Source organism: Nocardioides caeni (genome assembly GCF_004912195.1).
GTDB lineage: Bacteria > Actinomycetota > Actinomycetes > Propionibacteriales > Nocardioidaceae > Nocardioides > Nocardioides caeni.
This window is the reverse complement of sequence record NZ_STGW01000010.1, coordinates 121,272-133,835: the sequence shown is the minus strand read 5'-3', so window position 1 is coordinate 133,835 and position 12,564 is coordinate 121,272. Positions and strand designations below refer to the sequence as shown.

Sequence of the window (12,564 nt, the reverse complement as noted above, 5' to 3'; positions counted from 1 at the left end):
GCCGCCGGGGGACGCCCCGGGAGGCCCCGCAGCCGCCGACCCACCACCCACCGGTCAGGCGGTGACGACCGCGACGACGCCGGCCCGCTGGACGGGGTCGCTCCAGCGGCGCGCGGCCCGGAGGATGCGGACGGTCGACACCGCGAACAGGACCACGGCCAGCGCGACGGCCAGGTCGGCGCGGCCGGTGGCGGCGAGGGTGCTGAAGAAGAGGCCGGTGAAGGTCGTCGCCAGCGCGAGGCGCAGCGAGTAGCCGACCATCGCCAGCGGGGGCGCCGGCGTCGCGCGCGCCGAGCGCAGGTCGACGGCGTGCGGGTGGGCGGCCGACCAGCGCAGCCCGGCCGAGACCGCCTGACCGACGACCACCACCAGCGCGAGCAGGACGGCGAGCGCCTGCGTCGGGTGGGGAACTCCCGCCCGGATCCCCCCGAGCGCCAGGGTGAGCAGACCGGCCGCGAGCAGGATCTCGGCGAGCACGGTGGCCCGCGCCGCCACCAGCACCCGCGGCGCGACGGGCAACGTCTCGCGCCACAGCAGGCCCCGCCCGTCGAGGCACCACAGGTTGACCCCGAACAGCAGCACGCAGCCGGAGGCGACCAGGCCCGGCATGAGGGCGAGCGCGCTCCAGGTCAGGTCACCAGCCAGGGCCACGACGCCCGGCGCGACGGCGAGGAAGATCGTCCCGCGGCGCAGCGGAACGCTGCGCCAGACCGATGCCCGGTCGATCCGCCGCATCATCGCCAGGTCGCTGGCCGGCAGGTCACGGGCCGGGTGGGTGCGGGTCTCGAGCCGTCCCTCGTCACGCGGTGGACGTCGTGCGACGAGCAGCGCCAGGTGCGCGCCGAGGACGACCAGGAACGCCGACCCCGCGAGCAGTGCGACGACCGCGACCGCCTGCGCGAGTGCGCCGCCGAGCAGGGCGTCCGCCGTGGACCGCGCCGGCCAGCCGACCAGCGCGCCCCGCCAGTCGGGCACGGCGCCGACCACGGCCAGGACGCCCACCCCCGCCCCGATGAGCACACGGACCCGCGCCACTCCCGCCGGTCCGCGACGGACCCATTCGACAGCCCATCCGACCGCCTGCCCGAGCGTCGTCGCCAGCACGATCCACGCGAGGAGTACCAGCTGCGCGCCGGCGACCGCGACGACACCACCGGGCGAGGCGACGAGCGCCACGAGCTGCAGCAGCACCACGGTCTGGATCAGCCAGCCGGCGTTGAGCGGAGCCAGGACCAACGCACCGAGGTGGTCGGTGACCGGGCTGATCGGGTGGATCGACGCGGGGTCGCGAGCCAGCAGCTCACGGCCACCGCCCCCCGCCGCGGCACCAGCCACGCTGACCAGCACCAGGGCCGCCAGCGCCGGCGCGAGGGCCCGCTCCCAGCGGTCCACCGTGGCCGACGACGCACCCACGAGCGCCGGGACGACGGCGGCCGCCACGGCGACCGTCACGATCGCCACGAGTGCCGCGCGGACGGCCCGCGGTCGTCGTACGGTCACGGCGCGGAACCACAACAGGTGGCGCAGGTCCGCGACCGCCGACCCCATGTCGCTCGCCGATCAGCCGGCGAGCAGCGCGCGGTAGGCCCGCGCTCCGTCGTCACCGGCCATGAATCCCGACGGGATCGTCGCCATCCGTGCACCGCCGCGCAGCACGGCGACCTCGCTGCACACGTCGACGGCGAGGTCGCGCAGGTGCGTGGAGACGAGCACCGCCGCCCCACGTGCACGCGCGTCCTCGATCACCTCGAAGGTCGCCTCGACACCGACCGGGTCGACGCCGTCGAAGGGCTCGTCGAGCAGCAGCACGGCAGGCTCGTGGAGGGCGGCCAGGACCACGCTGAGCCGCCGCGCCATGCCGTGGCTGAAGCCCGCCGTGACCCGGTGGGCGACGTCGCCGAGGTCGAACCGCTCGAGCAGCTCGCGGCCACGGTCCTCCCACCCGGTGAGGTCGCGAAGCCGTGCGGTGAGCTGCAGGTGCTCCCACGGCGTCGCCCGCGGCACCAGGCCGCCGACGTCGGGGCAGTAGCCCACGGCGCGCTTGGCCTCCAAGGGATGGGCTCGCACGTCGTGGCCGCCGACGACGACCGATCCGGCTGCGGGCGGCACCACGCCCGCCAGCACGCGCATCGTCGTGGACTTGCCTGCGCCGTTGCGGCCGAGCAGCCCCAGGGACTGGCCCTGCTCGACGCGCAGGTCGACGCCGGCCACCGCCTCGACGCTCCCGAACCGCACCCGCAGGCCGGTCACCTCGATGCCGAGGCCCGTCTCCTCCGTCGCCGCGGCACCGATCAGGTGCAGGTCCCTCCCCGTCATGGAGCCCACTCTTCGCGGGTTGCTCCGGCTACGCCAGAGCCACGGACCAAGTCGGGACGACCGCCCCGGACCACTGGTCCCGACGGACCATGCGACCCGGGACCCTGCCTCTCCCCCTCGACTACTGGTTCTGCGGGAAGCCCAGGTTGATCCCGCCGTGGCTGGGGTCCAGCCACCGCGACGTGATCGCCTTCTCGCGGGTGAAGAAGTCGACGCCGTGCGGGCCGTAGGCCTTGGCGTCGCCGAAGAGGGAGGCCTTCCAGCCACCGAAGGAGTGGTAGGCCACGGGCACCGGGATGGGCACGTTGACGCCCACCATGCCGACCTCGACGTCGAGCATGAACTGGCGGGCGGCGCCGCCGTCGTTGGTGAAGATGGCGGTGCCGTTGCCATAGGGGCCGCCGTTGATGAGCGCCACCCCCTCGTCGTACGACGCCACACGGACCACCGACAGGACGGGTCCGAAGATCTCGTCGGTGTAGACGGTGGAGGTCGTCGGCACCTTGTCGATCAGCGTGGGACCGAGCCAGAAGCCCTCGGCGGCGCCGTCGATCTCGACCTCACGGCCGTCGACCACGACCTCGGCGCCATCGGTCGCGGCGACGTCGAGGTAGCCGGCGACCTTGTCGCGGTGCTCGCGGGTGATGAGCGGCCCCATGTCGCAGCTGCGGCGGCCGTCACCGACGACCAGCTTGCCCATCCGGTCGCGGATCTTGTCGACCAGGTCGTCGCCGACGGGGTCGACGGCGACGACGACCGAGATCGCCATGCAACGCTCGCCCGCCGAGCCGAAACCCGCGTTGACGGCGGAGTCGGCGACCAGGTCGAGGTCGGCGTCGGGCAGGACGAGCATGTGGTTCTTGGCGCCGCCGAGGGCCTGGACCCGCTTGCCGTGCGCCGTGCCGGTCTCGTAGACGTAGCGCGCGATCGGGGTCGAGCCGACGAACGAGATCGACGCGACGTCGTCGTGGGTGAGCAGCGCGTCGACCGCCTCCTTGTCACCGTGAACGACGTTGAGGACACCGGCGGGCAGACCCGCCTCGGCCCACAGCGCGGCCAGCCAGTTGGCGGAGCTCGGGTCCTTCTCACTCGGCTTGAGGACCACGGTGTTGCCGCAGGCGATCGCGATCGGCGCGAACCAGAGCGGCACCATGGCCGGGAAGTTGAAGGGCGTGATGATGCCGACGACTCCGAGCGGCTCCTTGATGGAGTAGACGTCGACGTCGGTGGAGACCCCGAGCGAGTAGGCGCCCTTGGTCAGCTGCGGCATCGCACAGGCGAACTCGACGACCTCCAGCCCACGTGCGATCTCCCCGCCGGCGTCGGAGAGGACCTTGCCGTGCTCGGACGTGAGGATCTGCGCCAGCTCGTCCTTGCGGGCGTTGAGCAGCTCGCGGAACGCGAAGACGACCTGGCTGCGACGGGCGATCGAGGTGCGGCCCCAGGTGGCGAACGCCTCCTTCGCCGCCCCGACCGCGGTGTCGACGTCGGCGGCCGAGCCGAGGCGGACCTGCTTGCTGACCACGCCGAGGGCCGGGTCGTGGACGGGCGCGGTGCGCTCCGACGTGCCGGCGACGGGGCCGCCGCCGATCCAGTGGTAGAGAACTTCGGTCATGGCTTCACTCCTTCGTGAGGGACGGTGGTTTCGAGGCTCGGCCGCGGACGGCCTCGCACCTCAACCAACGGCGTCGAGCAGGGACAGGACGTCGTCGTAGATCGCGAGCGCCTCGGCCACCTCGTCGGTGGTCACGACGCAGGGCGGTACGACGTGGATGCGGTTGTCCGCGATGAAGGGCAGCAGGCCTCGCGCGACCAGCTCGGCCTTGGCGCGGCCCATCACCGCGGCCGACACCGGGGTGCGGGTGGCCGGGTCGGCGACGAGCTCGACCGCCCAGAAGACGCCGCTGCCGCGGACCTCCCCGACGATCGGGTGCTTGTCGGCGAGGGCGGTCAGGCCGGGACCGAGCACGTCGGTGCCGACGGACTTCGCGTGGGCGACGATGCCCTCGGACTCCATCGCTTCGATCGACGCGACGATCGAGGCCGCCGCGAGCGGGTGCCCGCTGTAGGTGAGGCCGCCGGGGAAGACGCGCTCGTCGAACGTCGCGGCGACCGGGTTGCTGATGACGACGCCGCCGACGGGGACGTAGCCGGAGTTGACGCCCTTGGCGAAGGTGATCAGGTCGGGGCGTACGTCGAAGGCGTCCAGGGCGAACCACTCACCCGTGCGCCCGAAGCCGGCCATCACCTCGTCGAGGATCAACAGGATCCCGAACTCGTCGGCGAGGGCGCGCACACCCGGCAGGTAGCCGGGCGGTGGCACCAGGACGCCGGCCGTGCCGGGGATCGTCTCGAGCAGGATCGCGGCGACCGACTCCGGTCCCTCGCACTGGAGGACGCGCCGCAGGTGCTGCAGCGCGCGGGCGCTCTCCTCCTCGGGCGACCCCGCCCAGAACTCCGAGCGGTAGAGGTAGGGCCCGAACACGTGGACGTGGCCGCGGGCGTACTCGTTGGGGATCCGCCGCCAGTCGCCGGTCGCGTTGATCGCGGCGCCGGTGTTGCCGTGATAGCTGCGATAGCGGGAGATCACCTTGTCGCGACCGGTGTGCAGGCGCGCCATGCGGATGGCGTTCTCGATCGCGTCGGCGCCGCCGTTGGTGAAGAAGACCTTGTCCATCCCGTCGGGGGCGCGCGCGGTGATCCGCTGCGCCGCCTCGCCGCGCACCAGGTGGGCCGTGGCCGGTCCGATGGTGGCGAGCCGGCCGGCCTGCTCCTGGATGGCGGCCACGACAGCGGGGTGCTGGTGGCCGATGTTGACGTTGACCAGCTGGCTGGAGAAGTCGAGGTACTCCCGGCCGCTGTGGTCGTGGACCCGCGTGCCCTTCCCGCCGGCGACCGCCATGGGCGCGAGCGCCGCTTGGGCGGACCAGGAGTGGAAGACGTGGGCGCGGTCGAGCGCGACGGCGCGGGCGTCGAGCTCGGCGCCGGTCGGGGTGGTCATGGGGCTGCTCCCTTGCAGTTCTGGTGGTGCCGTGCCGGCGGGCGGACTCCCTGAGCGTCCGCCCGCCGGGATGGGTCATGCGGTCAGGCGCCTCACTTGCCGCCCTCGGCGAGCGTCACCTCGATGGGCGTGTAGTCCGCACCGATGGTGTCGACGCCGTCCTCCTCGAGCGCGGCGAGCGCCTTCTCGACGTACTCGTTGGTGTAGGCGGTCTCCGGCGGCGCCTTGCTGATGATCGTCGCGCCGGTCTCGTTCTGCGTGCCGAGCGCGATGTCGACGGTCTGCTTCCAGGCGGCTTCGTCGATCGTCCCGACGCCGTTGGTGGAGGGCCACAGCAGCTTGTTGACCTCGTTGGTCATCCAGAGCTGGTGGCTGGCACCGAGCTGCGAGCCGGAGTCGGTGACGATCTGCGCCGCCTCCTCCGGGTTGTCGCGGACGAACGCCCAGCCCTCGATGGAGGCCTTGATGAACGCGACCGTCTGGTCGGCGTACGCCGTGTCGGACAGCTTCTCCGTCTGCGCCCAGATGGCGTCCTGCAGCATCGCGCTGCCGGTCTCGATCCAGTCGATGACGTTGAGGTCGTCGGCCGTGTAGAGCTCGCCGGTCTCCGGGTTCACGGTCTCGAGGACCTGCGCGTACTCGTTGTAGGTCATCGCCTGGGCCGCGTCGATGTCACCGGCGAGGAAGGCGTTCATGTCGAAGGCCTGCTGGACGAGGGTGATGTCGTCGAGGGTGACGTCGGCGTCCTGCATGCCGGCGAACAGCTCCCACTCGTTGCCGTAGCCCCAGCTGCCGACGTTCTTGCCCGCGAGGTCGGCGGGCTCGGTGATGCCCTTGTCCTTGAAGGAGATCTGCGTCGTGGCGCTGCGCTCGTAGATCTGGGCGACGTTGGTGATCCTGGCGCCCTGCTCGATCGAGCCGAGGACCTTCGGCACCCACGAGATGGCGTAGTCGACGTCACCGGCCGCGAGGACGTCTTGCGGGACGATGTCGACCCCACCCTCGACGATCGTGACGTCGAGACCCTCGTCGACGTAGTAGCACTTGGCGACAGCGGCGTAGTAGCCGGCGAACTGGGCCTGGGAGACCCACTGCAGCTGCAGCTTCACCTCCGTCAGCTCACCCGCGTCGCGGGCCTCCTGCGTGCGCGCAGCGCAGTCCTCGTCGGCCTTCACGTCGACGTTGGACGACGAGCCACCGTCGTCGTCGCCGCACGCGGCCAGCACCGCGCCGGCGAGGGCGAGGGCCGCGCCGAGGCGGGCGGTCCGGCGGGCGGAGCCGCGGGACCGATGGATGGACATCTTCATGGACTCTCCTCTTCTCAGGGGTGGTGGTGCCGAGAGAGCCACTGCTCGACGGTGAGTGTGGCGACGTAGAACAGCAGGCCGAGGACGATCGCGCCGGTGACGTAGGCCCAGGCCAGGGGGTAGTTGCTGCTGGCGGCCGAGGAGGTGATCGACTTGCCGAGGCCACCGATCGGGCCGCCGAAGTACTCCGCGATGAGGGCCGCGATGACGGCGAGCGAGGAGCCGACCCGCAGCCCGGTGAAGACGTACGGCGTCGCGGTCGGCAGCGTGATCTCGCGGGCGACCTGCCACCGACCGGCCGCATAGGCCGCCATCAGGTCGCGATGCACCGGCAGGACCTCGCGCAACCCGCGGAGGGTGTTGAGGTAGACCGGCACGGCCACCGAGAGGGCGGCGACGATGATGCGCCCGGTGTCGACGGCGGCGCCGAACATCGAGTAGAGCACGGGCGCCAGCGCCACGATCGGCACGACGGCAGCGGCCGCCACAACGTTGGCCGCGAGCTCGTCGACGACCCTGAACGTCCCGGCGAGGAGCGCACCAGCCACGCCGACGACGCCGCCTATGACGAGGCCCAGGAGTGCGTTGCGGCCGGTGGCCCGGGCCCCGCTGACGACGCTGTCGATGTTGGCGCCGATCTCCCCCGCGATCGCGCCCGGCGACGGCAGCACGAACGGCTCGATCTCCAGGGCGTCCACGGCGAGCTGCCAGAGGCCGATCACCACCACCCCCAGCGCCAGCGGGGCGAGCACGGTGCTCCACCGGACCTCACCGATCGGGAGGCGGGCCCGGGCGTCGGTCGCACCGGTCTCGGCGAGACTGGTCATCGAAGGTCCACCCCGCGGGCGCCGTCGGGCGCGGGGATGCCCGACCCGCCGTGCAGGATCGCCCGCACCTCGGCGACGGCTCGGAAGAAGCCCGACTCCTCGCGGACGCCCGCGGCCCGGTCGTGCGCGGGCACCAGCCCGTCGGCCCGGATGTCGACGATGCCGGTGATCCGGCCGGGGCGGGGCGACATCACGACGACGCGGTCGGAGAGGAAGACCGCCTCCGGGATGGAGTGGGTGACGAAGAGGACGGCCGCGCCGGTCTCGGCGCAGAGCCGGACCAGCTCGTTCTGCATCCGCTCGCGGGTGATCTCGTCGAGGGCGCCGAAGGGCTCGTCCATCAGCAGCAGGCGTGGCTGCTCGGCGAGGGCCCGGGCGATCGCGACACGTTGTTGCATGCCGCCGGACAGCTGGTCGGGGTGGCTCTTCGCGAAGTCCGAGAGCCCGACGAGCTCCAGCAGCTCCGCGACCCTGGCCCGTCGAGCGGCCTTGTCCATGCCGTGCAGCTTGAGCGGCAGCTCGACGTTGGCGGTGACCGTGCGCCACGGCAGCAGGCCGGCCTGTTGGAAGGCGATGCCGTAGTCCTGGTCGAGCCGTGCCTGCCGGGTGGTCTTGCCGAAGACGCTGATCGCCCCGCTCGTCGGGGCGTCCAGGTCGGCGACCAGCCGCAGCAGGGTGCTCTTGCCGCAGCCGCTGGGACCGATGAGGGAGACGAACTCGCCCGCGCGGACCTCGAGGTCGACGGCTGTCAGGGCGTCGACCCGGTTGCGCCCCCGGGTGAAGACACGGTCGACGCCGCGCACCTCGATCGCACTCATCGGAAGGCTCCTGTCACTCGGAAGGGACGCAGGGCGAGGCCGATCAGACCGACCGCGCCGGCGGCGACGAGGCCGATGGCGACCGCGCCGAAGATGGGCGCCCACGGCTTCGCCGGGTCGCCGCTGGCGGACTGGGCGTAGTCGATGACCATCCGCCCGAGGCCGCCCTTGAGGCCGATGGACACCTCCGCGACGACGGCACCGACGACGGCACTGGCCGCGCCGAGACGCAGGGCCGGCAACAGGAACGGGACGCTCGCCGGGAGCCGCAGCACCAGCAGCGTGCGCCACCAGCCCACGCCGTAGGCGTGCATCAGGTCGAGGTGCGTGCGCGCCGGTGACTTGAGCCCGCGCAGCGCGCCGACGGCCACGGGGAAGAAGGCGAGGTAGGCCGCGATCACGGCCACCGAGTCCTCGCTCGTCCAGACGTGACCGAACAGGTCGATCTGCGAGCCCCACCGGCGCACGAGCGGGGCGATTGCGATCAGCGGCACCGTCTGGCTGAGCACGACCCACGGCAGGATCGCGGACTCGGCGATCCGGAAGCGGCACATGACCAGGGCGAGCAGCAGGCCGATCACGACGCCGATCACCCACCCCCGCGTGGCCAGGCCGAGGGAGAAGAGCCCGGCGTCCCACACAGCCTCGAAGGCGGTCGGCGAGCCCGCGAGGCTCGTGACCGGCTCACCGAACCGCTGGACCATCTCCCACGAGTGGGGCATGGCCAGGTCGGTCGTCCGCGGCAGGATCAGCGTCCGCTCACCGAGCCGGACCCCCTCTTCCGGTCCGAACGCCTTGTAGAGGTCCCAGACCGCCACGACCAGCCCGACGCCGAGGGCGCCGAGCAGGACGGGACGGATCCGGGTCCAGGTCGTCGTCACGCCTTGGCCACCAGGTGGTCGCGCAGGTGCGGCATGATCGACTCGCCGTAGACGCGCAGCGTCTCCTCCTTGTTGTCGTGCTGGAGGTAGACCGCGAACTGGTCCACGCCGATCGCCTTCAGCTCCTCGAGCTTGGCGACGTGCTGCTCGGGCGTGCCGAGGACGCAGAACCTGTCGACGATCTCGTCGGGCACGAAGTCGACGTGGTCGTTGTCGGCCTTGCCGTGGGTGTTGTAGTCGTAGCCCGTCCGCCCCCTGATGTAGTCCGTCAGCACCTGGGGGAAGTCGGCACTCTCGCCGTACTTCTCGACGATGTCGGCGATGTGGTTGCCGACCATGCCGCCGAACCAGCGGGTCTGGCCGCGCATGTGCTCCCACGACTCGGGCGTGTCCTCCCCGACGTACGCCGGAGCGGCGACGCAGAACGTCAGCGCGTCGGGGTCGCGGCCGGCGTCGGAGGCGGCCGTGCGGACCTGGTCGATCATCCACTTCGCGACGTCGACGTCGCCGAGCTGGAGGATGAACCCGTCGCCGGCCTCGCCCGCGGCCTTGAGCGCCATCGGCCCGTAGGCGGCGATCCACACCTCCAGCGAGGACGTGCGCGCCCACGGGAACTGCAGGGTGGCGCCGTTGACCTCGACGGGGCGGCAGTTGCCAAGCTCGCGGATCACGTGGGTCGCGTCGCGGACCTCCTTGAGCGTGCACGGCTTGCCGTTGAGGACCCGGACCGCCGAGTCGCCCCGGCCCATGCCGACGACGGTGCGGTTGCCGTACATCTCGTTGAGGGTCGCGAACACCGACGCCGTCACGGTCCAGTCGCGCGTCGCCGGGTTGGTCACCATCGGCCCGACGATCACCCGCCTCGTCTCGGCGAGGATCGCCGAGTAGATGACGTAGGGCTCCTGCCACAGCAGGTGGGAGTCGAACGTCCACACGTAGTCGAAGCCGTGCTCCTCGGCCTGCTTGGCCAGGCCGACGGTCCGCCACGCCGGTGGGTTCGTCTGCAGGACGACACCGAATTCCATCTTGCTCTCCTTCAGACGAGGTACTGCGTCAGGTCGCGCTTGAGGAACTGCCCGTGGCCCTTGGCGCCGTGATACTGGCCGTCCTCGACCAGCACCCGGCCGCGGGAGATGGTGACGTCGACGTGGCCGTCGATCTCGAAGCCCTCCCAGGCCGAGTGGTCCATGTTCATGTGGTGGGTCCTGCCCTCGCCCACCCCGATGGAGGTGTGGCCCTGCGGGTCGTAGACGACGATGTCGGCGTCGGCGCCGGGCTGGATGACGCCCTTCTTGCCGTAGAGCCCGAACATCCGCGCCGGCGTGGTCGCGATGAGCTCCACCCAGCGAGGCAGGGAGATCCGGCCGTCGACGACACCTTGGTAGAGCAGGTCGACGCGATGCTCCACCGAGCCGATCCCGTTGGGGATGGCGCGGAAGTCGTCCCTGCCGAGCTCCTTCTGGTCCTTCATGCAGAAGGGGCAGTGATCGGTGGAGACCATCTGGAGGTCGTTGGTGCGCAGGCCCTGCCACATCGCCTCGAGGTGGCCCTCCTCCTCGGAGCGCAGCGGCGTCGAGCAGACCCACTTCGCGCCCTCGAAGTCGCCCCACTCCGCGCTCTTCGCGCCGAGCTGCTTCTCCAGGGAGAGGTAGAGGTACTGCGGACAGGTCTCGCCGAAGACGTTCTTGCCCTTGTCGCGCGCCCAGGCGACCTGCTCGACGGCCTGCTTCGCGCTCATGTGCACGATGTAGAGCGGCGCCTCGGTGAGGTCGCTGAGCATGATCGCCCGGTGCGTCGCCTCCTCCTCCATCTGCCAGGCCCGCGCGATCCCGTGGTAGTAAGGAGCCGTCTTGCCGGACTCCGCCAGCTGGGCGGCGAGGACGTCGATCGCCGGCCCGTTCTCGGCATGCATCATCGTCAGGAGGCCCAATTCACGGGCCTTCTGCATGGCGCGGAGGATCTGCGCGTCGTCGGAGTAGAAGACGCCCGGATAGGCCATGAACAGCTTGTAGGACGTGATGCCCTCGTCGACGAGGGTCTCCATCGCCTTGAGCGACTCCTCGTCGACGCCGCCGATGATCTGGTGGAAGCCGTAGTCGATGTGGGCCTCGCCGCCTGCCATGCCGTGCCACGTCGCGAGGCCGTCCTCGACGCGCTCGCCGTACTTCTGCACGGCGAAGTCGATGACGGAGGTCGTGCCGCCCCACGCCGCCGCGCGGGTCCCGGTGTCGAAGTCGTCGGACGCCTGGGTGCCGCCGAACGGCAGGCTGAAGTGCGTGTGCGCGTCGATCCCTCCCGGGATGACGTACTTGCCCGTCGCGTCGATCACCTTGTCGGCGGTGATCGCCCCGAGCGAGCTGTTGCCGGGCTCGAGCAGCGCGACGATCTTCTCCTCGTAGACGAGGACGTCGGCGCGCATGGTGCCGGTCGCGTTCACGACCGTGCCGCCGCTGATCAGGATGGTGCTCATCGGGTCTCCTCCCCGCTCACGGCTTCGCGATCTGCGCGTACGAGTCCGGTCGCCGGTCGCGGTAGAACTGCCAGTCGTCGCGCATCTGCTGGACCATGTCGAGGTCGAGGTCGCGGACGAGCAACTCCTCCGACTCGCTGCTGCCGAGCTCGCCGACGAAGTTGCCGCGGGGATCGATCACCTGGCTGGTGCCGTAGAAGGTGACCGCCTCCTCGCCGTACTCGTTGTCCTCGCGACCCACGCGGTTGGGCTGGAGCACGAAGTAGCCGTTGGCGACGGCGGCGCACGGGCCCTCCACCTCCCACAGCCGGTTGGACAGCCCCGGCTTGGTGGCGTTGGGGTTGAAGACGATGTGCGCGCCGGCGAGGCCGAGCTCGCGCCAGCCCTCGGGGAAGTGGCGGTCGTAGCAGATGTAGGTGCCGACCTTGCCGACCGCGGTCTCGAAGACGGGATAGCCGAGGTTGCCGGGGCGGAAGTAGAACTTCTCCCAGAACTTCTCGACGTGCGGGATGTGGTTCTTGCGGTATTTGCCGAGGATCGTGCCGTCGGCGTCCACCACGACGGTGGTGTTGTAGTAGACGCCGGTCTGCTCCTCCTCGTAGATCGGCAGCACCATCACCTGGCCGAGCTCCTTCGCCAGCGCGGCGAAGCGCTGCACGATCGGGCCGTCGGCCGGCTCTGCGTAGCGGTAGTACTTCTGGTCCTGCGTGATGCCGAAGTAGGGCCCGTAGAAGAGCTCCTGGAAGCACATCACCTGCGCTCCCTGGGCGGCCGCGTCCCGCGCGAACTTCTCGTGCCGGTCCAGCATCGAGTCCTTGTCGCCGGTCCAGGTGGTCTGGCTGATGGCAGCACGAACGATCGTCACGGTCCCTCCCGGGGGGTCGCTTCAGGGTGATGGGTCTCCTCGAAGAACTGTTATCTTCCGGATTGAACATTTCGCTCCC

Annotated in this window: 11 protein-coding genes; all 11 read right to left on the bottom strand. The window is 71.1% G+C overall.

The features are described 5' to 3' along the window. Positions 1 to 54: 54 nt before the first annotated feature. A complete protein-coding gene (locus tag E9934_RS14565) occupies positions 55 to 1,548 on the bottom strand; it encodes a hypothetical protein (RefSeq protein ID WP_136563616.1) in 1,494 nt (497 codons plus the stop codon). A 12-nt stretch (positions 1,549 to 1,560) separates the two neighbouring features. Next, a complete protein-coding gene (locus tag E9934_RS14560) occupies positions 1,561 to 2,316 on the bottom strand; it encodes an ABC transporter ATP-binding protein (RefSeq protein WP_136563615.1) in 756 nt (251 codons plus the stop codon). A gap of 121 nt (positions 2,317 to 2,437) precedes the next feature. Then, complete coding sequence (locus E9934_RS14555) at positions 2,438 to 3,931, bottom strand: CoA-acylating methylmalonate-semialdehyde dehydrogenase (protein WP_136563614.1); 1,494 nt, start codon at positions 3,929 to 3,931, stop codon at positions 2,438 to 2,440. 60 nt (positions 3,932 to 3,991) lie between these two features. Next, positions 3,992 to 5,317, bottom strand: coding sequence for an aspartate aminotransferase family protein (locus E9934_RS14550; RefSeq protein WP_136563613.1), 1,326 nt, complete (start codon positions 5,315 to 5,317; stop codon positions 3,992 to 3,994). Positions 5,318 to 5,409: 92 nt separating this feature from the next. Then, entirely contained in the window at positions 5,410 to 6,624 is a 1,215-nt protein-coding gene (locus tag E9934_RS14545; RefSeq protein ID WP_238694969.1) for an ABC transporter substrate-binding protein, read from the bottom strand. 14 nt (positions 6,625 to 6,638) lie between these two features. Continuing rightward, positions 6,639 to 7,451: an ABC transporter permease gene (locus tag E9934_RS14540; RefSeq protein ID WP_136563612.1), complete on the bottom strand. Its 813-nt coding sequence runs from the start codon at positions 7,449 to 7,451 to the stop codon at positions 6,639 to 6,641. Then, positions 7,448 to 8,269: an ABC transporter ATP-binding protein gene (locus E9934_RS14535; RefSeq protein WP_136563611.1), complete on the bottom strand. Its 822-nt coding sequence runs from the start codon at positions 8,267 to 8,269 to the stop codon at positions 7,448 to 7,450. The genes E9934_RS14540 and E9934_RS14535 overlap by 4 nt, the downstream gene beginning before the upstream one ends. Beyond that, complete coding sequence (locus E9934_RS14530; protein WP_202977319.1) at positions 8,266 to 9,150, bottom strand: ABC transporter permease; 885 nt, start codon at positions 9,148 to 9,150, stop codon at positions 8,266 to 8,268. Before E9934_RS14530 ends, E9934_RS14535 begins: the two co-directional genes overlap by 4 nt. Beyond that, the gene (locus E9934_RS14525) at positions 9,147 to 10,175 is read right to left on the bottom strand and encodes a TIGR03842 family LLM class F420-dependent oxidoreductase (protein ID WP_136563610.1); all 1,029 of its coding nucleotides are present in this window, start codon (positions 10,173 to 10,175) and stop codon (positions 9,147 to 9,149) included. Before E9934_RS14525 ends, E9934_RS14530 begins: the two co-directional genes overlap by 4 nt. An 11-nt stretch (positions 10,176 to 10,186) precedes the next feature. Beyond that, complete coding sequence (gene hydA, locus E9934_RS14520) at positions 10,187 to 11,620, bottom strand: dihydropyrimidinase (RefSeq protein ID WP_136563609.1); 1,434 nt, start codon at positions 11,618 to 11,620, stop codon at positions 10,187 to 10,189. A gap of 16 nt (positions 11,621 to 11,636) precedes the next feature. Beyond that, positions 11,637 to 12,485 (bottom strand): nitrilase-related carbon-nitrogen hydrolase, encoded by an 849-nt coding sequence (locus E9934_RS14515; protein WP_136563608.1) that lies wholly within the window; start codon positions 12,483 to 12,485, stop codon positions 11,637 to 11,639. Between the last annotated feature and the right edge of the window lie 79 nt (positions 12,486 to 12,564).